Raw genomic sequence first — 25,110 nt, 5'->3', positions numbered from 1 at the left:
ACTGAAAAATCCCTGAATAATAGTCGAGTGTGAAAAAGAAAATTGTCAGAATAAAAGATATAGCGGAAAGGGCACAAACCTCCAAGGGCACGGTTGACCGCGTATTGCACAACCGGGGCAGAGTGGCCGACGATGTGCGTGAGCGAATCCTTGCCATCATTAAAGAGTTGAATTACGAGCCTAACCTGATTGCCCAATCGCTGAAATCGCAACGCGCGTTCAACCTCGCAGCGCTTATCCCCGACCCCAACCTCGACTCCTACTGGGAAGCACCGCACAACGGTCTTGAAAAGGCCGAGAAAGAACTCCGGCAATACGGGGTGCGCATTACCAGGTTCATTTTCAACTCACATTCCGACACTTCTTTTATAGCCAAAGCAAAGGAAGTAGGCCGCGAGCATCCCGACGGACTGCTCATTGCGCCGATCTTTTATAAAGAAGCATTGCCGTTCTTTAAGGAGTGGGCCGAAATGGGCATCCCCTACGTGCTTTTTAACACGCAGATCGAACATGTAAAGCCATTATGTTACATCGGACAAGATTCGTACAGGAGCGGTTCGCTGGCTGCTAAAATCCTGCGTTTCGGGCTGCATTCACCGGGGACCGTGCTGGTTGCGCACGTGAATGAGGACATTTCTAACTCTGCGCATTTGATCACCAAGGAGGAAGGATTCCGCGATTATTTCAAAAGCGAGCAACTCGAAGATACGTTCAGGGTGATCAGTAAGGAAATTAACTTCCCGGATGAAGAAGGGCCTGATAAGCAACTCGACGAATTACGTAAGCAATACACCGATCTAAGTGCGATATACGTCACCAATTCAAAAGCATTTGAAGTAGCAGCCTATCTTGAAAAAAATGCATTGAAGGATATCAAGCTGATCGGCTATGACCTTATTGGCCGTAATCAGCATTACCTTAACAAAGGCATTATCGACTTCCTGATCAACCAGAACCCATTAGGCCAAGGTTACTGGGGCATTCACCAGCTCGCAAACCATTTGATTTTCAAAAAAGAGATCCCCGCGATCAAATTCCTGCCGCTCGATATCATCACGAAGGAAAACCTCGATTATTATCTTGATCCACAATGACACGGTGCTGAAATGTCAGGCGTTGTCATTTGTGGTCAGGTATTGTCAGGAGAAGTCATTTGTGGTCAGGAATAGTCATGCATTGTCATGAAAGTCAGGAATAGTCATTGGAATACAATAACTGCCTCTTGACCACACCTGACTACAAATGACAATCAATGACTACACCTGACAAGTTCTCCTCCAGGTAGCGATACCTCGGGGCGTTACAAATCCCCAAACTGGCTGTACATTTCTTTCAGCTTCGGCTCGGTTTCCTTCGCGCGGATGTCTTTCCTGAGTGCGGTTACGCCCTGAATGTCGGTGAGCAGCCCCAGCGCCTGGAATGCGCCGAAACGTACAAAATATGAAGAATTGTCGCGCGCAAGGCCTTCCAGGATCGGAATGCTTTTGCGCTGGATATCCTGCTTCGATTTGATCAGGTATTTACCAAAAACTTGCAGGAAGTTGTATTTCTCCGTCGGTTTCATCGCATTCATTTTCGCGAGGAACCAATCGAAGCGTTCGGGCTGGGCAAGGCCGGCGTAATAATTGCCTACCGAGGTGATAATGGCGTCATTAGGCGAATTCTCGAATTGCGCTGCTACTTCCGCCGCATCGTTGGGCTGACTCATAAGGTATTTCTCAATGGCTACCGATGCTACGAGGTAGGAACTGTCGGACAATGCCGCTTTGAAAATCGGGTCGCTGTTATTGTCACCGAATGAAGCGAGCGTAATGATCGCCTCCGAGCGCACCTGCGGGTGAGGGTCCTTTTGTGCACGGTTCTGGATCACTTTTTCAATATCCGCAAAACCTTCGCCGGCATATTCCGCGAAATTACTGATCGCCATCTGACGCAGCTTCCAAAAAGGATCGTCCATAGCTTTCACCAAAATTTTGCGGGCCGTGGTATCGGCCAAAGCGCCTTCCAGGGAGGATAACGCCTCATACTTATGCAGGAAACGGTCAGAATTGACGTATTGAAACTCCATTTCGGGCCTGTTCTTCTCATGCTCGATAACCGCCAGCAGGTTCGCGTCGGCATCGAATATCACAAGGTCGGGCTTTTTCGCGGCCGGGAACTCCAGGGTCTGGTTCACTTTATCCACCACCACATCGTAACGGCTCTTTTTGCCGGAAACCCACACATCCACTTTTGTCGGTAGGCGGTAGACCGTCGTAGCCAGCGTGTCCTGAGTTTGTTTTATTTTCAAAACCACTTTGGATTGTGCAGGCACATATTGCTGGTCGATCTTCAACACGGGATGTCCGGGACGATGGAACCACTGGTCGAAGAACCAGTTCAGGTCCTGGCCGGCTACTTTTTCGAAAGCAATACGCAGTTCATCGATTTCGGCCGTGCCAAATGCGTGCAATTTGAGATACAGTTGCAATGCCGCGAAGAATGCATCATCCCCTATCAGCGACCGCAGCATATGCAAAATGCGGCCACCCTTGGCATAGGAATGCGCGTCGAACATGTTCTCACGATCCTTATAAAAATAGCGGATCATCGGCACCTGCTTGGTTTCCGATTCCGCCAGGTATTCTTTCATTTCCTGCAAATTCCCCCAATCGGCCTCAAAGCGACCATCATTGTATTCACTCCAAAGATACTCGGCATAGTTAGCGAACGACTCGTTCAGGGGCAATTGCCCCCATTCCTCGGCAGTCACATAATCGCCGAACCAATGATGCGCCAGTTCGTGCGCGATCACAGCGTCGGAATTGCCGTCAACAAGCGAGCGGGCGTCATTTTGGACACCTTCCTCATGGACCGTCGCGGTGGTATTCTCCATAGCGCCTGCCACAAAATCGCGTACGGCAATCTGCGCATACTTCTCCCATGGGTATTCCACGCCGAAAATATTGGTAAAGAAGCCCATCATTTCCGGCGTGCGCCCGAAGATCGCGTGCGCGTCGGCACCGTATTTGGGCTCAACGTAATAGCTCAGTTCCAACCCATTAGGCATCATATCCTTGGCCACCGCGAAATCTCCGACGGCGATCATGGCGAGGTAAGGAGCATGTGGCCGGGTTTGTTTCCAGTGATCGGTGCGCAAGCCTTTTTTACCTTCCTCCTGCCCTACGAGCAAGCCGTTGGAAAGGGTTTTATAGGTACTGTCTACCGTAATGTAGATATCCTGGGTAAACTTCTGGTTCGGCGCGTCGATCGTCGGGAACCAGCAGGAACTTCCCTCGGTCTCTCCCTGCGTCCATACCTGACGCGGTTTGCCTTCGTCGAGGCCGTCGGCATTGATAAAGTACAATCCCTTATCGGATGCGCTGTCATCTTCCTTTCCTCTCGGCACATCGTTTGGCTTGGCGATGTAATCGATTTTTACAAAAAGCGTGTCTTTCCGGGTATATTCCTGCCCGAGTTTAATGGTGAGCTTACGTTTGTCGTAAGTGAATTCAAGCTTCTTTTTGACTTTTCCAGCAATTTCTTCACCGGTCAAGTCGCCATACTCGCCACCGGCATCCAGCATAGAAATACCTTTTATTTCAAACCCTTTTGCATCGAGTTCGAGCGTATTCTGCGGATAAAAATGGGGCTTGAACTTCAAAATCGCGGATGCGGGCACCTGCTGTTTGACCCAATCCAGCTGCACATCCAGCCGGGTATACAAAATATCGTTTTTGCGGACTCTTTCGGGCCGGTAAGGTCCCTGCTTGGTTACCGTACCTGGATTTCTTCTGTAAAGTGTGTCAGCATCTACACCAGCCAGGGCCGGAACACTGAATGAAAGAGAAAGTATGCCAAAAACTGTAAAGATCAATCGGTTCAAAGAAGGCCTTTTAATATCACCGGTCATATCCGCTTTCTGATTGATTGCTAGGAAGTAAGTCAATGTAAATAAGTTAATAAACGATTTTCTGGTGTCTTCGGACCATTACTACACCCGCAACAGCGCACCGGCCTCCGCGGCCCTTCTGGCCGGAATGTATGAAACAACCATAGTTATCATAACGACAATTACGCCCGTATAGAGTATGTCTTCCCAAATTAATTTAACCGGATAGGCATCCACAAGTGAGGTGGTCATTCCCATGGAAACTAAACCGTACTGCATTTGCAGCCAGCATATCACAATACCGCCCAAAAGTCCCGCAATGGCGCCCGAAAATGCCACAATCGCTCCTTCGGCTATAAAGATCCTCCGTACCAGCGACTGCGTTGCACCCATCGCGAACAGCATCGAAACATCCTTCTTCTTCTCGATCGCTAACATACTGAGCGAGAAAAAGATATTGATTGCAGCTACTAAAATAATCAGCGAAAGAGTGACTGCCACAAAAAGCTTTTCCATTTTTATTGCCCGAAGAAGGTCCGCATTCAGCAAATCCCGGTCTTTCACTACAAAAGCCTTGCCCAGCTTCGCGCCGATCTCCTCGCTCACGTCGTTCTCGGTATAGCCTGGTGCAATGTAAACCTCCAGCGCTGTAAGCTCTCCATTGTAGCCCATCAGGCTTTCGACCTGTTTCAATGGGGCAATGATGTAATCGTCGTAGCGCGACTCGATGGAGAACACACCGCCGGGGCGCAGGTTCAATTGGTTGAACGCCTCGGGGGATGCCAGGTTCAGCGTCTTCGTGCCGGTACGGGGATACAGGAGTTCAAGCGGCGTGAATATGTCTTCGAGGGATATGGATAATGCATTCCGGATCCCTTCCGCAATGATCGCGTAAGGCGTCCCATTGTCCCCGAGGAGCTTTACTGAACCCTCGATGATGGCGGTATCGAGCTGTTTTTGCTGTTCGAATGTACTGTCGACACCTTTCAGACGGATAATGGTTTGCTGGCTTCCATAACGGGCCAACGCATTGTCTTCAATCACCTTCGTGACGAGCTTCACCCCTTTAACCGCTTTCAGTTCGTTCATCAGCGCCGGCGTCATTTTGAACCGCTTGCCTTCCGACGGTACAATGCGTACATCCGAATCGAACGTCTTGAAAATCTTCCGGTTGAGGTCCTCCATGCCGTTGAACACCGACAATACCACCACCATAGCCATCGTCCCGACCGCCACGCCGGCCATGGCAATGCGTGCGATCAGACTGATAAAACTCCTTTTGTTACGCGAAAAAAAGTAGCGAACGGCAATCCGGTAGGAAATGTCCATGGGCTCGAACTTGAAATCAGTAGCTATCTTCCTCCTCGTCGGGCTGTGCTGGCGGGATCACCAGATCCGCGAACAACTGATCCATTTTAGCCGCGTATTCGGCAGTGTCGTCGATATAGAATTGCAGATGCGGAACGATCCTCAACTGGTGACGGACGCGTTCGGCGAGCTTCTGGCGGATGAAGCGGGTATTTTCCCGGATCGTTTCCAGCAGCATGGTTTTGTTTTTATCGGGCAGGAAGCTGAGATATGCCCGGGCAATGCTCAGGTCGGGCGTTACGCGCACGGCGGTGATCGTCACAAACGAGCCGTGGGTAAGGTGCTGCGCATCTTTCTGAAAAATCTCTCCCAGGTCTTTCTGTATTTGTCTGCCTACTTTTTGTTGTCTTTTCGATTCCATGTCTTGAATGTTAAACGGAGGGGTTTAGCCGGTCCTGACCGCACATCCTGGTTCACCAGTTAGGGTGATGTAAACTAACATCTCCTAAATCATTCCCTCTCTCCTTTCAATAAGTACAAATATCCATACTTATTTTGTTTTTGTAGAACGCGGCATTGTAATTTCGTGAAACTTATTCCCATAAGATACCTAATCCACCAGCCGCTTGCTTAGTTTTTTTCGCGTCAATGCACGGTACCAGACCATCAGTTTAGTAGTATTCTTTCTGCTGCTCCGTCTCCCCTTTTTCCTGGGTGGCGCGCCGTTGCTGATACCTGAGCTGAGCTGGATGCTCGTCGGCGAGCAAATGGGCCGCGGCTTTATGCTCTACCGCGATGTGTGGGACAATGTCAGCCCGTTCTCAGGCCTCACCTACTGGCTCATCGACAGCCTCTTCGGCCGTGCACAATGGGTTTATCAGCTTGCGGCCATGGGCGTTTCGCTCGTGCAGATATTGTATTTCAACTACGTTATCCATTCCCGTGACGTTTTCCCCGAGCGCACATTCCTGCCTGGCGCATTGTATGCGCTGTTTCTGAATATTTCCTTCGATATGGGCACATTGTCGCCTATGTTGCTGGCCAATACCTTCCTACTGTTTGCATTCGGTTCTATTGTTAAAATGCTGGTCAGAAGGGAGGTAACCACACAGGTTTTCGAGCTGGGACTTTACATCGGTATCGCTACGTTGTTCTACCTGCCGGCGTCACTGTTCATGGTGTGGGCATTTCTCGCATTGCTGTTCTATACGGGCTCCACTTTCCGCCATCACCTGCTGGGTCTCTTCGGGTCGATATTCCCATTGCTGATGGTGGTGCTGTTTTTCTACCTCAACAACGGCATGGAAAGCCTGAACCGGAACCTGCTCACCTCGGTATTCCAGGTAAAACAATACAACCTCAACGACTTTTCGTCCCTGCTTGCGTCACTATTGCTGCCGCTGGGTTTCGGGATCATGGGTTTTATGCGGATTTTCACGACGCTCCGGTTCGTGAACTATCAAACGCGCATTCAGCAGGTAATGGCGCTGTGGTTTATCGCCGCGGTATTTACGATCCCGTTGATGCAGTTCCTGGCACCCATGCAATTTGTGATATTCATTCCACCGGCGGCATTCTTCGCCACGCATTACTTCCAGAGCTTCAAGAAGAACAGCTGGGCAGACGAGTTGCAGTTCACGCTCATGGGCGCGATGATTGTTTTGATACAATACCAGGGATTAAGAGGAGTGTTACCCGGTGTCTCCATGGGTAAGCTGGAAAACCTGCGGGCCAAACCGGCCAGTTTGCCCGAGCAGATCCAGAACAAACGCATTCTGGTTCTAGGACAAAACTCAGGAGAGTACATTAATAATTTCACTGCCACTCCCTACCTCAACTGGGAACTGGCGAGCTACGATTTGCAGAACCTTGATAATTTCGACAGCGTGATCCATGTCTACGATAACTTCCGCAAAGATCCGCCCGAATATGTGATCGACAAGGTGAATATCATGCCGAAACTCCTGAACCGGGTTCCGGCATTGAAAAAGCAATATATCCTAAGCCCCTGGAAAGGTATTTATCAAAGGGCTTATTAGCACGAAATCTTGTCGACGCGCGTCTGGTGGCGGCCTCCTTCGAATTCGGTGCTTAAAAATGCTTCCAGGCTGGCCAGAGCAGTTTCCAGCTCGATAAACCGCACCGGAAAACAGATCACGTTCGCATCGTTATGCTGGCGGGCCAAAGGTGCGAGCGGCAAATCCCACACGAGCGCAGCACGCACGCCCTGGTGCTTGTTCGCGGTAATGCATACTCCCTGTCCGCTTCCGCAAAGCAACACGCCCTTTTCGAACTCCCTGCTTTCCACACCGCTAGCCACCGGATGCGCAAAATCCGCGTAGTCCGCCGAGTCGGCACTGTATGTTCCGAAATCTTTTACTTCGAATCCATTGGTGGTAAGCCAGTCGATAACCGGTTGCTTGTAGGGGAAACCTGCGTGATCGGAGCCGATAGCAATTTTTCTCATTACTTTTTTGTTAATTACAGTCCACCGTTCGTTAACGACAGCGGACAGAGTGAAAAGTTTTTTATTATTGGGTTAATGGTGCAAAGTTACCATTATACTGGTCAACAACTCAATTGAATGCTAAATATGAGTGAAGAAGTAAAACCTACCAACGGAGAATTAGTGGACGTTTCTCTCCTCAACCCGGCGGTCCCCGAAGACGAGAAAAGGATCAAGGAGGCGTTTGAAGACCGCAACTGGAACGAAATCAAGAGTGCCGATTCATGGGTTGTGTTCAAAGTAATGGCCGAATTCGTAGAAGGATTTGACAAGCTGGCCAAAATCGGCCCGTGCGTCTCCATTTTCGGTTCCGCCCGTACGCTGCCCGACAACCCTCACTATAAAACCGCGGAAGAGATCGCGGCAAAGCTTGTTCGTCACGGCTACGGTGTGATCACCGGTGGCGGGCCCGGTATTATGGAGGCCGGTAACAAAGGCGCATTCCAACAGGGCGGAAAGTCGGTCGGATTGAACATCAAACTGCCGTTCGAGCAGCACAGCAACCCGTACATCGACCACGACAAGAGCATTAACTTCGATTTCTTCTTCGTACGGAAAGTAATGTTCGTCAAATATTCGCAGGGCTTCATCGTCATGCCCGGCGGCTTTGGTACACTCGACGAACTTTTCGAAGCGATGACATTGATCCAGACTAAAAAAATCGGCCGTTTTCCGATCGTTCTCGTGGGCACCGCCTACTGGTCGGGATTGATCGACTGGATCAAAGGAACTATGCTGACCGAGCATAATATCAATCCGGAAGACCTGAAACTGATCAGTCTGGTAGATACTCCCGACGAGGCCGTGAAAGTGATCGATACGTTTTATTCGAAATACCTCCTGAAACCCAACTTCTAACGACCAATATTCTCCCAGCCGGGTTCTCCAAACGGGGCCATACCGTCAGAACGACAGGTATGGCCCGGCTTTTTGTATCATCACCTCATCCAGCACTTTTACATTACGCAATTCTTCCAGGGAACGAAATGGCCCGTGCTGTGCGCGGTAATTGACCACGACCTGCAACTGCTTTCGATTCCGCAGATACGGATGCCTGCTAAGTTCTTCCGCAGTCGCATTGTTGATGTTGATCTTTTTAACCCCGCTACCCACTTTCGCGAAGCGCCTCAGCTCGGATAAGGCGACGGAATCCAGTCCGTAAACTTCATTGAACTGCTCGAGAGAATGAAACCCTCCCAGCCCGTCGCGGAACTTCACAATCCGCAGGGCCAGCTTGCTGCCGATCCCTTTCAGACGGATCAGCTCAGTCGTATCGCATTGGTTAATGTCGAACACCTGAATACTGCTTTTAACCTCGTACCTACGCGTTGTGCCCGAATAAGGTTTTGAAGAACTTTGCTGGATTGCTTCAAAACCCGGTTTCTGATTCTGAATTACAATATACTTCTCCAACCGCGCATACAGATCCGGAGGGAAATCGTAGATCTTCATCAAGTCCTCCTTCCGCCGAAACTTTCGTCCCTTGCTTCTGAACCTTTCAATGCGCCCTGCCAGGAACCCGGAAATGCCAACACCCATCAGTTCGCGCTCCGAGGCTGTATTGGGATCAAACATGACGAGTTTTATTTGTTCGGGCGGCAATGCAGCCGGCTCGCTATTAGCAAAAGATCGCTTTCGAGGCTTGTTTTTTGTTACCTGCTGTTGTTCCAAAAGCAATGCAATACTGTCCAGCACCCGCCGTTCGGGAAGCGGGTTTCCGGCAGGCACGAAAGGCAGGACCCAGCGCCGGAAAATGAAGGGCGTCCAGATAATCATAGCGCAGCATACCATCATTGCCAGAGCACCGCGCGCTTCTTTCCGGGATATTCCGAAAAAATCTTGTAACCCATTTAAAATTCTCTGATACATACGTCTCTGGATTGTTTTCTCCTTTTGACGCTGCATCAGCGTTTTGGTAACAGGTTTTAAAACACAAATGAGCAGACGGTAAGCCGCCTGCCCATTTTGAACCTTAATCGTGTATGTAATTATTGATTTACGTAAACACCACCCGCGCTGGCCGACAATGTTACCGGAATACCTCCCCCATTCATTTTACCCTGAACGCGGTCTTTTTCCGCCGAGCCATCGAAGTTTTTAAGCGGGATGGCCACTCTGTTGCCCCTCAGGTTCAGGTCGACGCCTTTATCCAGCGGCATCGTCACGCGCACGCTGCCTGCCGATGTGGAAAGGTCTACATATTTACCCAGCGATTTCAGTTCCAGCTCGATACTGCCGGCACTGGTATTAGCGCGCACGCTGCCCGAAACATCGGCCAACCGCACCGAACCGCCCGAAGTTCCGGCGTCGAGCGAACCGTCTACACCCTCACCGCGAATGCTTCCGCCGCTGGTATGCGCCAGGATATCACCATTCAGTTTGTTCAACTCAATGCTTCCGCCGGAGGTTTTCAGTTCGATTTTACCTTTCAACTCATTGGCTTTAATACTTCCGCCACTGGTATGCAGGTTAATTTCCTTGCTGCAATGCGCCACATCGATGCTGCCTCCGGAAGTACGACCGTGGATTACTCCATCAAGATCGTCGATTTTCAGGCTGCCGCCGCTTGTCTGAAAGTTCTGCGGGCCGGTCAGGGAAGCAATTTTGATACTTCCGCCGCTTGTTTTAAGATTGGTCGCCACGTTGCGTGGGGCTGTCACTTTAAACGCAATGGAAATGTTCCGTTTCTCATTCCATTTCAGGTTGCTTTTTCTTTTTGCGGTGGCGATCACTTTGCTGCCTTCGGTGCCGATCAGGATATCGTAGTCTTCGAGACGGTCTTCAATCTCCTCTTTACTCAATTCCTTATTGCCGTTCCAGCCATTGCTGCGTATGTACATTTCTACTTTGAAACCGTCGGATTGCCCACCCAAAACCGAAATCGAGCCACCGGACGTTTCTACCTGCAATTCTTTCAGGGATGAACCGTTGAAGTTTTTTGTAACGTAAGGTTTGTCATCATCGCCTTGTGCATACGCGCTTACATAACACAGCACGGACAAGACGAAAGTTAGTAATTGTTTAATTTTCATGGGATCTGTGATTTGTTTGTTCAATGATGTAAAAGCCGGCACCCAGGTTGCATACAGTGTCTTTAAAACTTACAACCCGGTACAATTTTTGCTATTTTAGAATCAAATACGAGCGAAAACTATGAAAACATACCGCGTAAAGACCATCCTTGAGTCTGAGGAACAATCGGTGCTCGAAATCCTCCAGAACTTGCAACTAAAAGGCACCATTGTGTTCGAAGAAGAGCCCATTGAACCAAGGTCTAAAGCAACTACACCTGCCACAGAGGAGCAGGTGCAGGAAATTATTGATGAAGCGGAGTTGATACCTTATTATTCCGAACAGGAGGCCAAGAAAATCCTCCATTTGTAGGGACTATTTTTTGTGAATTTCGATGACGTTGATTTCATCATAAGTCCCGGTGCGGCCCCAACCGCATTGGACGGTACTTTTTGAGCCTGTCAGGCTGTATTTCAAGTGAACCGGCGTAAAGCTGTAATAGTCTTCGATCTTACCCAGTTCCTTCTCTATTTTAGCGCGGGACGCTTCGCTTGGCAGCACCGAATAGGTCGAATCCTTGGAGGTAATAGAGAAATGCCATGAGCAACCGTCAGTGGCCAGCATGTTTGTCCAGGTCGCATCTGCTTCATAAACCTGCGCATTAATGTCGCCACTTTCATCATGGCAGCCTATCCAGGCCAGCAAACCGAATAAAACAATCAGGACTTTCATGGATAAAGGGGTTTAAATATGACGGTTAGACACACCCTTTCCCGAATTAGTTGGAAGCGAAATTACTTTTCTGCCTTTTTAAGAAATCGGGCAAACCACTTCCCCGATTCTTTCACGGTGCGTTCCTGGGTTTTAAAATCTACAAATACCAGGCCAAAGCGGGCAGAATAACCGTGCGCCCACTCAAAATTATCCAGCAGCGTCCATGCGAAGTAACCGGTAATATTGACGCCCTCGTTTTTCGCGTTCCTGACGGCATCGAGGTAATCCTGATAGTAAGCCATTCGTCCCTGGTCATCCACCTTCCCGTCTTGCGGCTTGTCTTTGAATGCGGCCCCGTTTTCAGTAATCACCAATTCACGAACGCCCTGGTAGCGATGAAACTGCTTTAATATCTCGTACATTCCCGCCGGACTGATTTCCCACCCCAAACCGGTCGTAGGGACGTTCCTGAGCGTGGCCGGTACTTCTTTCAGCCACATAACCGGCGCCAGGTACGAATGCTGCACCACTACACTGAAGTAGTTCTGCAGCCCCCAGAAGTCAAAATCGAATTTCAACCTTTCACGGTCCCCCTCGCGCATGAACCGTTTGATATTGGACAAAAAAGGAAATGCGTCTTTGGGATAACCCAGTCCCAATGCAGGCTCGATAAAAAGCCGGTTCATAAGCGCATCCGCCCTACGCGCCGCACGAATATCCGCCGCACTCTGACTATTGGGAACCACATAAGAGCAAGAAATTGCGTTGCCAATGCGGGCCTCTGGCAACAGTCGTCGCAACACCCGTCCACCTTCCGCCTGACTGAGAGCCAGGTGATGCACCACAGGCAGAAAATTATGGATCCCCTTATTCCCGGGAGCATGCTCACCTGTGGTATAACCAAGCCCAGCCACAGCCATGGGCTCGTTGAGCACAATCCAATGCCGCACGCGGTCACCAAATGCATGGGCACATACAGCGGTATATTCCGCAAACCATTCCACAATGCGCCTGTTCTTCCAGCCGCCGGATTTCTCCAATACCTGCGGCAAATCCCAATGGTACAGCGTGATCCACGGCTCTATGCCCAGTGCAATGCACTGGTCGATCAGCCTGTTGTAATAGTCAATTCCCGCCTGATTCACGCGCCCGTGCCCGTCAGGCAATATGCGCGACCAGGAAATCGAAAACCGGAACTGCTCAAAACCCAGCTCCTTCACCAGTTCGAGGTCCTGTTCGTAACGGTGATAGAAATCACAGGCATGCCGTGCATGATCACCATTCCGGATCTTGCCTTTCTTCCTTGCAAAAACATCCCAGACGCAATCGCTCCTGCCATCATGATCCACAGCTCCCTCAATCTGATATGCCGCTGTCGCCACCCCCCATTTGAAATCACTTCCAAAATCCGCCCGCGAAAGTGGGCTTGCCGTCGATGGCCTGTACCCCGATTGCTTTGTATGTTGATTAATAACTGTTGCCAAGTCCGTGTACGGTTACTTTCTGGTACGAAAGTTAAAACTAATATGTAAACAAAAGCCCCTCGTCCGCAGTTTGCGGGCGAAGGGCTTTCAGGAATACCGATCCGGAACTTACCTTACTACAAGGATTTTGCGCATCAACGGACCATTGTTGATTTTCACGTAGTAGGTCCCCTGCGCCAGTTTCGTAAGGTCTACTTCGTTGGCCGAATCCGGTGCTGTGCTCAGTACCAATGCACCTGTCTGGGCGTATACCTTCACGTTCGTGATCTGCTGGTTGCTGCTCACTTTGATACGGTCCGCAGTCGGGTTTGGATAAACATTCAGTTGCTCCTGGCCGTCGAAGTTCAGGCTCTTGATTGCACTGTAAGCGAATGTCTCGTCCAGATCTACCATTTTCAACCGGTAAAGGTTCACGGCAAATGGATTAGTGTGGGTATAGGTGTATGTTTCGAGTTCCTTGCTTTCACCTTTTGCCTCCACTTGTGCGAGCACCGTCCAGTTTTTACCATCCTGGCTGTGTTGTACTTCAAAATAAGCCGAGTTGGTTTCAGACGTCGTAGCCCAGGCCAGCTGTGCAAGCGAACCTTCCTTTTTCGCAGAAAATGCAGACAATGTCACAGGCAATGGAGGACCTGAGAAAGTAAGACATGCGTTGTCCACGAGTAAATCGTTTCCATTAGACGAGAGCAACACCCGTACATATTTGCTGCCCGATGGGACTGTTCCTGCCAATGTATATTTCTCGAGGCCCCAGGTGCCGTCGGCAAGCGGTTTGGTAACATCCTTCGTAATCTGGCCGAGTTCTACCTGAGCTTCGTTGAGGAATACCAGCTGGATTTTCTGGCTATTGGAAGTGCCAAATGCTGCGTAGATATTCAGGGTAACCTGGTTTCCGGTAGTAGTCTGCAACTCCACATCCTGCCAGAACTTACCCGCTCCGCTCAATTTTGCTCCATTTACTCCGCACACCGCATACGTTGATTCAACTGTCAGTGTACCGGTTACGTTCCAGTTGTTCGTACCGTTTTCGAAACTTGGGTTTTGCAATGTGTTACCATTACATTCCTGGCAGGTGGCAGGCTGGGTAATGTTCGTACAGATCGCGTCTACTTTGAAATAATCACCCGATGAAACAAGTGAGAAGCGAACTTTCGTGGCTCCTGCCGGTGCAGTAGCTGAAATCGAGAACTGTTTCAGTTTGCTGTCAACCACCTGATAGTTCATATTCACCACCGCTTCACCGGCGTTGATCTTGTTTCCTGCGCCATCGTAGAATGTAAGTTTAAACTGGTGGGTTGCGCCTGTATTATGCGTGCCACCGTATGCAGTCACATCCACTTTCGCACCTGCTACGACATTAATGTCCTGCCAGATAGAACCTGCACCGGTAATCAAACCATTGTAGTTGCCGCACATTTTATAGGATCCATCGATACCGAAGTTTGTACCGCTCGATTTCGACCAGTCGGCAGTTCCATTTTCGAAACTTGCATTTTTAATATATTGGTTGGAGTTCACGCAGTCGCAGTCGACCGGGGTAGCAGGAGGTGTGACCTTCATACATGCGGCATCCACTTTAAAGTAGTTACCGCTTGAATACAGCAGAAAACGAACTTTTGCAGTATTCGCAGGAGCCGTTGCCGACATCGTGTAAAGTTGTAACTGATTCCCACTTCCCACGTTGTAGTTCATCGGTTTCACAACGGCATCACCGATCTGGCTCCCGCCCGATGTCAGGAAAATCAGTTTGAACTCGTGCGTCTTACCGGTATCGTGCGTTCCACCATATACGCTCAGGTTGATTGTGCTTCCGGGGGCAACGTTGCTAACGTCTTGCCAAACAGACCCCGCACCAGTGATTAAACCATTGTAGTTGCCACACATGTTGTATGCGCCATCGGTACCGAAGGCAGTACCGCTGGATTTCGACCAGCCGGTAGTGCCGCTCTCGAAGCTGGCATTGGTCAGGACGTTGTTGTCACAACCGCAACTGGTTGTGGCATTGGCCTGGGAGGCGAAGCCCAGGCTCAATAGTAAAAGGGTAAAGAGAAACGTAAAATTTTTCATAACGTATTTGATTTGTAATTGATTAGCCTCATCGGCTTGCCAACAAAATGTACGTCACAAAGGTAAAGATTAGATTGTCTCAAAATAGCACTTTTTTTATATGACAAATGCGAAGAAATTACGTTTATACCAAATTTTCAATTATTTCTAAATTAATTTTAGGAAATATTTCTACAAAAAAATACAGATTTATTTGCCATCAGGGAGCATTTTTAAGTAAAAAGAATTCTAGTAATATCGCAAACTGGTTACATATCCACTTAAAATTAATAATAGTACTTTTCCAATAATACCAAATAACCTTCCACACAATGGCATCATCGACCGGTTACATTAAAACAGAAGAATATTTTGTCAACTAGCCGGTCACAAAGGCTTTTGCCCACGGCTTCCGATATCATCTTCGCTCAGCCCGAAATCATCAGATAGTCACAATGGTGACGGCCTCGTCAGTAAAACTTCTACACCTTAAAATGAGATCTGAGTCGTTTTTGAAAGCAAAATGCCCGTTTCAATCAATTAACGGCATCCCTGAAAAACGACCGGATATGTGGAGAACAATGAGTTTTCACTGAAGAATTTCGACAAAACTTTTTTCTGACAGCGCCCCGGGTTCTACAAGATTTCTACCGGTTACGAACAAAATGTCATCATTTCATCACTGTATCACAGCGATTTAGCTACGTTCTATTCGGTTTCAACTATAATAACATCCAAATAAATAGAAGCTCAATGTCAGTTGTACGATAGAAAATACTGCCTGACTAATTCCATGGCAAAACAAACGTTGATAGAACCAGCCCGTCAACCAAATATCCCTCGATTTATTTTTACAAAGTAAATCGATCTTGAAATAGGATTCCAAGCCGCTTTTTATGCATTATAAAGCCCAAAACATACCGGATAACTTCATTAGGAGCGCCGGATGCCTCTATTTCCAGCGTTCACAACGGGTTTCCGAATAACCTGTGTATTTTAGTCCCATAAGACTCAACCGATGATATCATGCTTAAAAGATACCTTACTATACTCACGTTTGGAATGTTGGCTGGCTCGTGCGGTACACGCGAAACAGCCGATCATCATGGCAATCGCATCGACAGCATCGCCAGGGAATACGTCCGGCTCGGGCTCTCGATAGGCCAGTTCGACGGCGATTTTGTCGACGCTTATTACGGCCCGGATTCACTGCGACCGGCTAAAACAGATACCTCCCAGTTCCCGAAAGATGCCTTCCTGCAGAGGACCATATCCCTGAAAAAAGCGCTGGCAGCATCAGTAACGAGTACTCAAAACGAGACCCTCATACACCGCGCTGCCTGGCTGACCGCCCAATTAACAGCATTTGAAAGGCGCATACACCTGGTTTCAGGCACATTCGTACCATTCGACGCCGAATCCAAAGACCTGTTCGACGCCGTGGCACCGGTGTATGACGAGCAGCATTTCCAGGACCTTATTGCGAAGCTCGACCGGCTGCTACCCGGCCAGGGACCTATCCCAGCCCGCTACCAGAAGCTTGCTAATCAGTTCCTGATCCCGGCGGGTAAGATCGATACTGTATTCAGGACAGCCATCGCGGAGGCACGTAAACGCACACTGGCGCATTACACGCTGCCGCCGGGCGAGGATTTCAAACTCGAATATGTACGGGATAAGCCGTGGTCAGGATACAACTGGTACAAAGGCGATTACAAAAGTGTGATCCAGATCAACGTGAGTCAGCCGATTTACATCGAACGGGCCATCGATCTGGCCTGCCACGAGGGATATCCCGGACATCACGTGTACAATGCATTGCTCGAAAAGAACCTTTACCGCGATAGAGGCTGGCCCGAAATCTCCCTCTACCCGTTATTCAGTCCGCAATCGCTGATCGCAGAAGGAAGCGCCAATTACGGCATTTCCATGGCTTTCCCGGGCAACGAACAGCGGGAGTTCTGCAAAAATGTACTGATCCCGCTGGCGGGCCTCGATACCACGATGGCCAATACCTACTTTGAAGCCCTGGCGGTCCGCTCGGCATTAAATTACGCCCGCAACGAAGTTGCCCGCGGCCTTCTCGACCGCGGCATGAGCGAGCAGGAGGCCAAGCGCTGGCTTACCGATTATTGTCTGCTGCCTGAAAAAGGCGCATTGGATTATCTGCGCTTCATTCGCAAGTACCGGAGCTACGTCATCAACTACAATTACGGGCAGGACCTGATCCGGAAGTACATCGAAGCACAGGGAGGCACGGCTGTCGCTCCCGATAAGCGATGGAAGCTCTTTGAAACATTATTGAGCAACGAAAACAAAGCCAGCGACCTGTTCGCCCCGTGAAAAAACACTGAATTGAAAGGCTAAGTTATGACGGAAACCGGGTCGTCAAAACCCACGATTTTGCTTCAAAATGCAGGAAAAATGACCTATATTCCGCATTTTGAACTACTCCCTTTTACCTATCTTGAAAAATTTTAATTTACTCACTAAAAAGAACATTCCTAACATTTTACAAACCGGTGCCGTGCTGGCACTGGCCGCCATAATCACCGTCGGCGCACGGGCGCAAACACCGCCTTCTCCCAAAACCTACACTTGCTACCGCGCCGAAAAGCGCATTGCGATCGACGGCCATTTGGACGAGCATTCATGGAAGAAAGCCGCCTGGACTTCGTCGTTCGTGGACATTGAAGGGGGCAAAAAGCCCCTGCCGCTCCAAGAGACCCGCGTGAAAATGCTTTGGGACGATCAGTACCTCTTCATTGCCGCGCAAATTGAGGAAGAGCATATATGGGCATACCAGGACAAAAAAGACCAGATTGTGTACCTGGAAAACGATTTCGAGGTGTTCATCGATCCTGACGGCGATACCGAGAACTACTATGAACTCGAAATCAATGCCATCAACAACACATTCGACCTCTTTTTGCCCAAACCTTATCGTAAAGGCGGCAGGGCTCAACTCAAATGGGATATCAAGGGGCTAAAATCGGCAGTGTCGGTGATTGGCACTGTCAATAATGCAAAGGATAAGGACAAGCGCTGGACCCTGGAAATCGCCATTCCATTCGAATCATTGTCAACTGAAAATGTAAAACCGGTAATCCCTGCCGACGGCTCCGAGTGGCGCATCAACTTCTCGCGGGTGAACTGGCAGCACGAGATCGGCGAGGATGGCCGCTACAAACGCAAGCGTCATGCAGAAACCGGAAAGATCATTCCCGAATACAATTGGGTATGGTCGCCGCAAGGCATTATCAATATGCATTACCCTGAATACTGGGGAAAACTGGTTTTCAGCGGAACGAAGGCCGGGGAAATCAAGGAAGAAACCACCCTCAAAACTGATAAGACATGACAAGGCCCGCTATTTTACTTTTCCTCACGTTGTTGACAGCGACATTGTCCGCACAACCCCAGGCAACCGGTAAAACGGTGGTCGATAAAAAACTGACAGCCCAACTCGAAGCGGCGCTCGCGGGCTTTCGCGGACAGGCAGGCGTATATGTGCGTAACCTGAAAACCAACCGCATTGCCGCCGTCCATGCGGATTCACTCTATCCGACCGCCAGCATGGTGAAGGTACCGATTATGTGCGGCATTTTTGACAAAATCGAAAAAGGGGAAATCACATTCGGTCAGGAGCTCGTTTATCGCGATTCGTTGAAATACGACGACGGCATCGTGGGCTCTTTCCGCGACAGTACGAAAATCGCCCTGCCCAAGGTGATCCACCTGATGATCTCCCAAAGCGACAACACCGGCAGCTTGTGGCTGCAAGCGATGGCTGGCGGCGGAGCCGCAATCAACGAATGGCTCGACCGAAACGGGTTCCCGAACACGCGCGTGAACTCCCGTACACCCGGACGCAAGGAATTTCAGGCACGTTACGGCTGGGGCGTCACCACACCACGCGAAATGGCCGAGCTGGTAGCAATGATCCGAAATGGGAAGGCCGTAGGCCCTGCGGCAAGCGACAGGATGTACCGCTACCTCGGAATGCAGTTCTGGGATGGCGAGGCTATTTCCCAGCTACCGCCGAGTGTAAAAGTAGCTGCCAAAAGCGGAGCCGTGAATCAGGCAAAGTCGGAGGTACTCGTAGTGCATGCGCCGCACGGCGACTATATTTTTTGCATTGCAACCAAAAATCAGGAGGATCAGCGGTGGCAGAAAGACAACGAGGGCTATGCATTGATCCGCAAGGTCTCGGCGATCATCTGGAAACATTTTGAGCCGAAAAGTGAATGGAAACCAGTCGACGGCTCTGAAAAATTCTGGTTCTGAAAGATCCCGGCAAACACCAAACTTGCCGGGATTTTATCAATGCCCTTCGCTGGACTCGAAACCCAGGATAGCGAGCCGGTAAGGCGTGGCGGAGACTTTCACCTTATTGGTTTTGGACAAATTCGCCGCATTTACCACGAGCAGTTCACCCGTCTTGGGTTGGGTAATATAGATATAACGGGAGGTCGCCTCCAGTTGCGGCTTCTGCGTTTCGTCTTTGGCAGTAACACCTGTCACCGCGCCGCTTATTTTCAACGTATTGGTTTTCAAATCGTAGATTCGGACTTCACCGCTGTGCAGCAATATCACCACGTTGTTCCCGGCGTAATCCACCTTCGCCTGCATAATATCAGTGCTGGCCAGCACCGGCGTCACCGATTTGGCGGCAACATCAATGATATAAACGCCTTTTGCAGCTGTGTAACCCAGGAATTTGCCTGCGCCTTTCGCTTCCAGGATCGACCCGAACCATGCTTCGCCAAAATCCGCCGGATGTGGAATAAGCTGCTGATGGCCGGTAGGTTCCACAACTAGAATGCCGCTGGAAGAGCCGAACAGCGAAACGCTGCCATTCGTCGCATTGCCGTGAATACCTTTGGTTTGAATGGTAGAAGCGAAAAGCGTTTTACCTGAAGCATCGATGATCTTCACGCGCTCCGGCAATGTTCCTGCCGCTGATCCGTCTTTTTCGGTAATTGCATAGGTGCCATTGTCGAATTTCGTCATCGCCCCGTGGTGCGCCACATTCCCGGCATTGATATGTGTCATTTTCTTGCCGGCGGTGTGGAAATCGGCCTCTTTCGCAATGCTCAGGGTACCGTCGCCATCGTTGAAAGTGATGATCTCGTCCCCCTTGCTTTTAAAATGCGTGGGCTTGTTCCCATCGCCCGTCAACGCTCCGAACTTCGGCGTTCCTTTTACATCCACATGGTCGCCGTGGCCTTCAAAACCGGTATCGAAAAGTTGTACGAAATTGTTGGCCCCATTCAAAATAGCGCCAAAACGCCCACCCTGCGTGCCGTACAAACTCGATTTTGCATATTGGGCTTCAAATTTCTCAACGGTAAGTTTCACCGGATCCACCAGCGAGAGCTCCTTTGAAACTTCGTCGTTCACAATCACCCGGATGAATTTGTACTCGGTTTCCTCCACCGGTGTTACATCGTCTTTCTCCTTGTCGTCGCAAGCCAGCAGCAATGCGCCGAATGCCATCGATAGTACTACTTTGAATAAATGCTTTTTCATAAAAAAATCTTTACATGCAACAATGATGCAAATGTAGTTTCAGAAAAACCACAAATGCAACAATGTTGCATATAAAGATTAAAAAAGAATTAAAGAGCCTTTAAATCCCATCAGGCTATTGCCTCTCGTAACAGGCTCCGGCTCTCCTTTTTCACAAATGTGATGGGTACAAACTCGTCGTTAGGTGCGCCGATATAATACACGGTCCATTCCGGATCGTGATGCGCCAGCATTTCGCTGATACAGTCGGCACGGTGCGCAACCGGATTGGTACAATCTTCCCAGTAAAACAGCTCGACCCTGTAAAACAGGTTTTGCTTGATTCCGTTGATCGTTACCTCAACTTTGATCTCCTGCTTACCTTGAAGCGGCGGGATAGGGATTGCAATGTGGCTCATGGGATTATCTGGTTAAAATTCAAATCATTGGTGCTGTTTTTTGTTGGGAGGAAAGGGAGAATGGAGGAAGGAGAAAGGGAACGGCCTGACTCCGTCCTCCCTTTCCTCCACCCTCACATTCTCCCCTATTCCGCTCGAAGACTCTTAACAGGGTTCATCAATGCCGCCTTGATACTCTGAAAGCTGATCGTGAACAATGCTACGAGCACCGCCAGCGCGCCGGCCAGGAGAAACATCCACCATTCGATGTCGATGCGGTAGGCAAAATCGTTCAGCCAGCTCCGCACAGCCCACCAGGCGATCGGCGTAGCGATCAGGAAGGCTACGAGCACGAGTTTAAGAAAGTCCCTTGACAGCAATGCTACGATGCCCGCTACCGATGCACCCATTACTTTCCGGACGCCTATTTCCTTGATCCGCCTTTCCGCTGAATAGGAGGCTAGCCCGAACAGCCCGAGGCAGGATATAAAAATCGCCAGCCCCGCCAGGATGCCCACGATTTCGCTGACCTGGCTATCCGCGCGGTACATTTCGTTGAAATGCTCATCGAGGAATGAGTAGGTAAATGGCTGGCCCGGAACAAACTTGTTCCACGCCGATTGAATGGTTGCCAATGCCTGTCGCGCATTTTTGCCTTTAATACGCACCGACATCTCGGAATAGGACCAATCCTTCTGGTTGAACATGCAAAGTGTTTCAATTTTGTGGTGCAGCGAATTGAAGTTAAAATCCTCTGACACACCCACAATCGTCGACAGCGAATCCATCCCCGAGAAGCCGAACCGCTTACCGATCAACGTCTCCATGGTAAGTGTAGGCTCATCTTTCAAAAGCTCTTTTGCCAGCGATTCGTTGATGATGTAGGCTTTGGCATTGTCCCCGGCGTTGTGCGTGAAGTTCCGGCCCGCAATCAGTTTGATTTTGTACAGAGACAAATAATCCGGGTCGACAACCACCTGAGAAGAAGTAAGCTCCCGCCGCGCACCCGCTCCCTGGAACGCCACGCCCGTCTGGTGCAGGTTGTTACCGAGGCGCTGCTGCGAGGCTGTTACGGCCTCAATGAACGAGCTTGTAAGCAATTCCTGTTTCAGTGCCTCATATTTTGTATTGGACTCCGTGTTCAAAGGCATGATCACTACCTGTTCCCGGTCAAAACCAGGATCTTTGTTCACCATATACCGCAATTGCTTCACCGCAAAACCCGTTGCGATGATCAGGAATACCGCGCTCGTAAACTGTGCAATTACCAATGCATTACGGAAACTACTCTTCCCTGCACGGACCGTTCCTTTCAATACCTTCACGGGTTCAAAAGCCGATAGGAATGCAGCTGGATATAATCCCGAAAACAGCCCTACAAGCACTGTTCCCAGCAAAACGGGCAGCAACAAACCGGGATTCTGAAATATCGAAAATTCGAGCCACCGCTGGCTAAAATCGGCCACCAAAGGCATTACCAGTTTCACAATAGCTACTGCCAGCATCAGCGCAAACAGCGCAAGCAATACCGATTCGCCAATGAACTGCCCCGCCAGCTGAAAGCGCTGCGCGCCGATCGACTTGCGTATTCCGACCTCCTTCGCCCGTCCCGTCGAGCGTGCCGTCGACAGGTTCATAAAGTTTACACAGGCGATAATCAACACAATGGCCGCTATGATCGAGAAAACATAGGTATACCGTCTATCGAACTTCTGGTAATTCACGTAGTCGTGCGTGATATCCACCGATTGCGCGTGCACCTCGTCCAACGGCTGTAAAAAGAGCCCGTAAAACTTCCAGCGGCCTTCCTCCATATGTTTTTTGAGAAAAGCCGGGAATTTCTTTTCAGTTTTGGCGATATCGGTTCCGGGTGCCAGTTCGAGGTAAGTCACGAGCCAGTTCCCGCCCCAGTTCTTCATAAAATCGGGCTTGGCAATGGTGCTAAAAGAAACAAGCGCTTCAAATTGCAAATGCGAATTTGCAGGCGCATCCTGCGCAATACCGGTCACTTTCAGTGTGACCGTGTCGCTGCCATAGTGGTTAATGTATTTACCGATCGGATCGGCGTTGCCAAAGATATTTCTCGCCGCTTTCTGTGTCAGGACAATGCTGTTAGGTTCTTTCAACACACGCTCCCTCTCGCCTTCAAGCAGTACAAAATCGAAGAGCTGGAAAAAATTGGAGTCGGTCAGAAAGACCTGCGACAGGTCGATCGTTCTATCCTGGTATTTCATTGGAAGCTTTGCTCCGGTATTTATTCTGACAAACTGCCTGACTTCGGGAAACTCTTCCTGCAACGTGGGCCCCATCGGAAACATCGAAAGCGCCACTTTTTGAGGTGCTACCATTCCTTCGAACTTCTGTACCTCGTCGAGGCGGTAAATGTTTTTGGAATGCATTCCGTCGAAGCTGCGCTCGTAAAATACGAACAGCATGATCACGATACAGGCGGCCATACTCACGGCCAAACCCACGATATTAATAGCCGAAAAAACCTTGTTCTTCCAGATGTTCCGGAGGGCGATTTTGAGGTAGTTTTTGAGCATGCCGCTGTTCTGAATAGGGTTAAAAACACCCGGCAACAAATTTATGCCAGATCAAGCAACAGTTTAATATTCAATATTTTAACCCCCTAAAACAGCAAAACACTGTCCGATTCCGGACAATCTTGTTCACCGATGGACAATACGGAAAAATAACTTACAGAAGCCGTTACCAGTTCTTACGAATGCCGATATACCCACCGGTCCTTCTCGTAAAAACATCGCCCCGATCCGCAGCCACGCGAGCGATAATGCTGGTGCTTTTCAAACCGGGAACCGCATATTGCGCTCCCAAGACCGATGAAAACTGCCCCCTCGGTGGATCAAAATCGGCGCCCGGTGTCCCGAAATTTTTGCTGTAAGACAACCTCAGAGTAAGCGCCAGCGAATGACCGACTCTTCCCTGTGCCCCCAGGTAATATACGGCCACCCGGTTATTGGGAAAGTACCTGTAATTCCCGAGTTTCGACTGGTCCATATCCTTGCCGGGAATAATAAACGGAGTCCCCACCGTCCGGCCCTGGTACGACCACCCTTCCGAATACTGGGTATGGTTGAAATAATTGTCGGCCCCCTGGTATTTGCTTCCGGGAATATAGAACTCGGAGCCGGATTGGTCTTTGGTACTAAGGAATTCCAACGTGAGATGCGTGAGCGCTACGCTATTTTCCGGACCAGGTAGCAGTCTCAGATTTACGCCATAAAGCCCGTCAGGAATGTTCTTGAAAAGCATGCTCGAAACATCCTCGAAAGGATGCTGGTGGTATAAAAAAAGCCGGTACCGATCGAATTTCGTCTCGAAAGCAATATCATAACTCCCCAGATGGTTCCCAACCCGGTAGCTGTCAAACGCCCCATATCCATTTTTTTCGAACCAGTTTTTGGAAGTGAACGCCAGCACCACATTCGGGTAAATAGACCACGACGATGGCAGTTCGCCATTCACCGCCAGTTCAGGATGAAGTTTCAGGTAGTCCGAATGACCCGCCCACATCACATTGTGATTGAGACCGACGTAAAACTTGCCTTTATGTTTACCCAGCCTCACATACAGGAACTTCTGATGCAAGCGAACACCCTGGATGTAGTCAGTATGAAACCACCCATGCGCAAACCCCGCATGCACGGCCACGAAGTTCCCGGTAAATTTCAGCGGCGAGAACCCCACCGTCCCGATCTGCACTTTGGGTATCGGTAATGAATTCCCGGACACCGCATAAAAGCCCGACGACAACGTAGTATCGCCCAGCCCCATTACCTCGCGCCTGCGCCCTATCCACAGCTCCACACGCTTGAACCGCACGCTCGCGTGGGCCTCGGGAAGCAACAGTTCAAACTTGTTTGCTTTATTATATATCCCTACCGGGCTCACGCCGGCACTCCAATCGAATTTTCGTGGCCTATTGGCTAAACTGTCGTAGAAAACGTAACTCCGTCGTGCAATCGCCTGTAACACGCCTGCCGTAGCGCGGTCGGGAACCGCTCCGAACTGGTTAGTCTGAAGCCAGAACGGTGTTTCACCATTGGAAGACAAGTAAACCCCAGCCTCTGCATTCACTTCGAGATTGGACACAACCCTGTTTTTCTGGGCAAATAGCTGCCCCGAAATGACTGCAAAAACCGCAAAGGCACTGAAAGTAAAGGTTCTGCGCAAGTGACTCGGATCGATAAAAGTTTCCTTCTGCAAGATAGGAACGTGCAAAGGAATATTTATTAC

At 49.7% G+C, this 25,110-nt stretch carries 20 protein-coding genes; 7 read left to right on the top strand and 13 right to left on the bottom strand.

Annotation, left to right across the window (positions count from 1 at the left end):
- Positions 1-29 precede the first annotated feature (29 nt).
- Positions 30-1,094: a LacI family DNA-binding transcriptional regulator gene (locus ACQ4MZ_RS11325; RefSeq protein ID WP_430845073.1), complete on the top strand. Its 1,065-nt coding sequence runs from the start codon at positions 30-32 to the stop codon at positions 1,092-1,094.
- A gap of 206 nt (positions 1,095-1,300) precedes the next feature.
- On the opposite strand, the gene ACQ4MZ_RS11320 is transcribed toward ACQ4MZ_RS11325, so the two are convergent.
- From ACQ4MZ_RS11320 to rbfA, 3 genes are read right to left on the bottom strand one after another with little or no spacing between them, the layout of a single operon-like run.
- Positions 1,301-3,928, bottom strand: coding sequence for a M1 family aminopeptidase (locus ACQ4MZ_RS11320; protein WP_430845072.1), 2,628 nt, complete (start codon positions 3,926-3,928; stop codon positions 1,301-1,303).
- 45 nt (positions 3,929-3,973) lie between these two features.
- A complete protein-coding gene (locus ACQ4MZ_RS11315; RefSeq protein WP_430845071.1) occupies positions 3,974-5,200 on the bottom strand; it encodes an FtsX-like permease family protein in 1,227 nt (408 codons plus the stop codon).
- 16 nt (positions 5,201-5,216) lie between these two features.
- Positions 5,217-5,600 (bottom strand): 30S ribosome-binding factor RbfA, encoded by a 384-nt coding sequence (gene rbfA / locus ACQ4MZ_RS11310; RefSeq protein ID WP_106596137.1) that lies wholly within the window; start codon positions 5,598-5,600, stop codon positions 5,217-5,219.
- Between the two features lie 205 nt (positions 5,601-5,805).
- Between rbfA and ACQ4MZ_RS11305 the strand changes: the two genes are divergently transcribed.
- Positions 5,806-7,218 carry a hypothetical protein gene (locus ACQ4MZ_RS11305; protein ID WP_430845069.1) on the top strand — a complete coding sequence of 471 codons (1,413 nt, stop codon included), beginning with the start codon at positions 5,806-5,808 and terminating at the stop codon, positions 7,216-7,218.
- Here the strand turns inward: ACQ4MZ_RS11305 and rpiB are convergent.
- Complete coding sequence (rpiB, locus tag ACQ4MZ_RS11300; protein WP_430845067.1) at positions 7,215-7,646, bottom strand: ribose 5-phosphate isomerase B; 432 nt, start codon at positions 7,644-7,646, stop codon at positions 7,215-7,217. The two genes, ACQ4MZ_RS11305 and rpiB, sit on opposite strands and share 4 nt — an antisense overlap.
- A 126-nt stretch (positions 7,647-7,772) precedes the next feature.
- Between rpiB and ACQ4MZ_RS11295 the strand changes: the two genes are divergently transcribed.
- A complete protein-coding gene (locus tag ACQ4MZ_RS11295; RefSeq protein ID WP_430845066.1) occupies positions 7,773-8,543 on the top strand; it encodes a TIGR00730 family Rossman fold protein in 771 nt (256 codons plus the stop codon).
- A gap of 45 nt (positions 8,544-8,588) precedes the next feature.
- Here ACQ4MZ_RS11295 and ACQ4MZ_RS11290 read toward each other — a convergent pair whose 3' ends face one another.
- Both ACQ4MZ_RS11290 and ACQ4MZ_RS11285 read right to left on the bottom strand, forming a co-directional pair.
- Positions 8,589-9,554, bottom strand: a complete 966-nt coding sequence (locus tag ACQ4MZ_RS11290) for a ComEA family DNA-binding protein (protein WP_430845065.1) — start codon at positions 9,552-9,554, stop codon at positions 8,589-8,591.
- Between the two features lie 119 nt (positions 9,555-9,673).
- Entirely contained in the window at positions 9,674-10,717 is a 1,044-nt protein-coding gene (locus tag ACQ4MZ_RS11285) for a DUF4097 family beta strand repeat-containing protein (RefSeq protein ID WP_430845063.1), read from the bottom strand.
- 121 nt (positions 10,718-10,838) lie between these two features.
- Here ACQ4MZ_RS11285 and ACQ4MZ_RS11280 point away from each other — a divergent pair, with 121 nt between their 5' ends.
- Positions 10,839-11,069 carry a hypothetical protein gene (locus ACQ4MZ_RS11280; RefSeq protein WP_430845062.1) on the top strand — a complete coding sequence of 77 codons (231 nt, stop codon included), beginning with the start codon at positions 10,839-10,841 and terminating at the stop codon, positions 11,067-11,069.
- A 3-nt stretch (positions 11,070-11,072) separates the two neighbouring features.
- On the opposite strand, the gene ACQ4MZ_RS11275 is transcribed toward ACQ4MZ_RS11280, so the two are convergent.
- The 3 genes from ACQ4MZ_RS11275 to ACQ4MZ_RS11265 all read right to left on the bottom strand — a co-directional run bounded on the left by ACQ4MZ_RS11275 (position 11,073) and on the right by ACQ4MZ_RS11265 (position 14,962).
- On the bottom strand, positions 11,073-11,429 hold the full coding sequence (locus tag ACQ4MZ_RS11275; protein ID WP_430845060.1) for a hypothetical protein: 357 nt from the start codon (positions 11,427-11,429) through the stop codon (positions 11,073-11,075).
- 62 nt (positions 11,430-11,491) lie between these two features.
- Complete coding sequence (locus ACQ4MZ_RS11270) at positions 11,492-12,895, bottom strand: GH1 family beta-glucosidase (RefSeq protein ID WP_430845059.1); 1,404 nt, start codon at positions 12,893-12,895, stop codon at positions 11,492-11,494.
- Positions 12,896-13,003: 108 nt separating this feature from the next.
- Positions 13,004-14,962: a T9SS type A sorting domain-containing protein gene (locus ACQ4MZ_RS11265; protein ID WP_430845057.1), complete on the bottom strand. Its 1,959-nt coding sequence runs from the start codon at positions 14,960-14,962 to the stop codon at positions 13,004-13,006.
- Positions 14,963-15,967: 1,005 nt separating this feature from the next.
- Between ACQ4MZ_RS11265 and ACQ4MZ_RS11260 the strand changes: the two genes are divergently transcribed.
- The 3 genes from ACQ4MZ_RS11260 to ACQ4MZ_RS11250 all read left to right on the top strand — a co-directional run bounded on the left by ACQ4MZ_RS11260 (position 15,968) and on the right by ACQ4MZ_RS11250 (position 19,228).
- Complete coding sequence (locus tag ACQ4MZ_RS11260) at positions 15,968-17,284, top strand: hypothetical protein (RefSeq protein ID WP_430845056.1); 1,317 nt, start codon at positions 15,968-15,970, stop codon at positions 17,282-17,284.
- A 124-nt stretch (positions 17,285-17,408) separates the two neighbouring features.
- On the top strand, positions 17,409-18,302 hold the full coding sequence (locus ACQ4MZ_RS11255; RefSeq protein ID WP_430845054.1) for a carbohydrate-binding family 9-like protein: 894 nt from the start codon (positions 17,409-17,411) through the stop codon (positions 18,300-18,302).
- Entirely contained in the window at positions 18,299-19,228 is a 930-nt protein-coding gene (locus ACQ4MZ_RS11250; RefSeq protein WP_430845052.1) for a serine hydrolase, read from the top strand. The genes ACQ4MZ_RS11255 and ACQ4MZ_RS11250 overlap by 4 nt, the downstream gene beginning before the upstream one ends.
- 36 nt (positions 19,229-19,264) lie before the next feature.
- Here ACQ4MZ_RS11250 and ACQ4MZ_RS11245 read toward each other — a convergent pair whose 3' ends face one another.
- The 4 genes from ACQ4MZ_RS11245 to ACQ4MZ_RS11230 form a co-directional block, all read right to left on the bottom strand.
- On the bottom strand, positions 19,265-20,473 hold the full coding sequence (locus ACQ4MZ_RS11245; protein WP_430845050.1) for a hypothetical protein: 1,209 nt from the start codon (positions 20,471-20,473) through the stop codon (positions 19,265-19,267).
- 110 nt (positions 20,474-20,583) lie between these two features.
- Positions 20,584-20,871, bottom strand: coding sequence for a hypothetical protein (locus ACQ4MZ_RS11240; protein WP_291038095.1), 288 nt, complete (start codon positions 20,869-20,871; stop codon positions 20,584-20,586).
- Positions 20,872-20,996: 125 nt separating this feature from the next.
- Complete coding sequence (locus tag ACQ4MZ_RS11235; RefSeq protein WP_430845048.1) at positions 20,997-23,396, bottom strand: ABC transporter permease; 2,400 nt, start codon at positions 23,394-23,396, stop codon at positions 20,997-20,999.
- 166 nt (positions 23,397-23,562) lie between these two features.
- Positions 23,563-25,047 carry a capsule assembly Wzi family protein gene (locus ACQ4MZ_RS11230; RefSeq protein ID WP_430845047.1) on the bottom strand — a complete coding sequence of 495 codons (1,485 nt, stop codon included), beginning with the start codon at positions 25,045-25,047 and terminating at the stop codon, positions 23,563-23,565.
- Positions 25,048-25,110 lie beyond the last annotated feature (63 nt).

Source organism: Dyadobacter sp. BHUBP1, assembly GCF_050587785.1.
Taxonomy (GTDB): Bacteria; Bacteroidota; Bacteroidia; order Cytophagales; family Spirosomataceae; genus Dyadobacter.
The sequence above is the reverse complement of the archived record's forward strand: the minus strand, read 5'-3'. Positions and strand labels throughout refer to the sequence as shown.

Coding starts and splice junctions, on each gene's coding strand:
- rpiB (WP_430845067.1), bottom strand. CDS start 7,646: ATGAGAAAAATTGCTATCGGCTCCGATCACGCAGGTTTCCCCTACAAG.
- ACQ4MZ_RS11250 (WP_430845052.1), top strand. CDS start 18,299: ATGACAAGGCCCGCTATTTTACTTTTCCTCACGTTGTTGACAGCGACA.
- ACQ4MZ_RS11260 (WP_430845056.1), top strand. CDS start 15,968: ATGCTTAAAAGATACCTTACTATACTCACGTTTGGAATGTTGGCTGGC.
- rbfA (WP_106596137.1), bottom strand. CDS start 5,600: ATGGAATCGAAAAGACAACAAAAAGTAGGCAGACAAATACAGAAAGAC.
- ACQ4MZ_RS11275 (WP_430845060.1), bottom strand. CDS start 11,429: ATGAAAGTCCTGATTGTTTTATTCGGTTTGCTGGCCTGGATAGGCTGC.
- ACQ4MZ_RS11285 (WP_430845063.1), bottom strand. CDS start 10,717: ATGAAAATTAAACAATTACTAACTTTCGTCTTGTCCGTGCTGTGTTAT.
- ACQ4MZ_RS11235 (WP_430845048.1), bottom strand. CDS start 23,396: ATGCTCAAAAACTACCTCAAAATCGCCCTCCGGAACATCTGGAAGAAC.
- ACQ4MZ_RS11280 (WP_430845062.1), top strand. CDS start 10,839: ATGAAAACATACCGCGTAAAGACCATCCTTGAGTCTGAGGAACAATCG.
- ACQ4MZ_RS11290 (WP_430845065.1), bottom strand. CDS start 9,554: ATGTATCAGAGAATTTTAAATGGGTTACAAGATTTTTTCGGAATATCC.
- ACQ4MZ_RS11245 (WP_430845050.1), bottom strand. CDS start 20,473: ATGAAAAAGCATTTATTCAAAGTAGTACTATCGATGGCATTCGGCGCA.
- ACQ4MZ_RS11295 (WP_430845066.1), top strand. CDS start 7,773: ATGAGTGAAGAAGTAAAACCTACCAACGGAGAATTAGTGGACGTTTCT.
- ACQ4MZ_RS11265 (WP_430845057.1), bottom strand. CDS start 14,962: ATGAAAAATTTTACGTTTCTCTTTACCCTTTTACTATTGAGCCTGGGC.
- ACQ4MZ_RS11315 (WP_430845071.1), bottom strand. CDS start 5,200: ATGGACATTTCCTACCGGATTGCCGTTCGCTACTTTTTTTCGCGTAAC.
- ACQ4MZ_RS11240 (WP_291038095.1), bottom strand. CDS start 20,871: ATGAGCCACATTGCAATCCCTATCCCGCCGCTTCAAGGTAAGCAGGAG.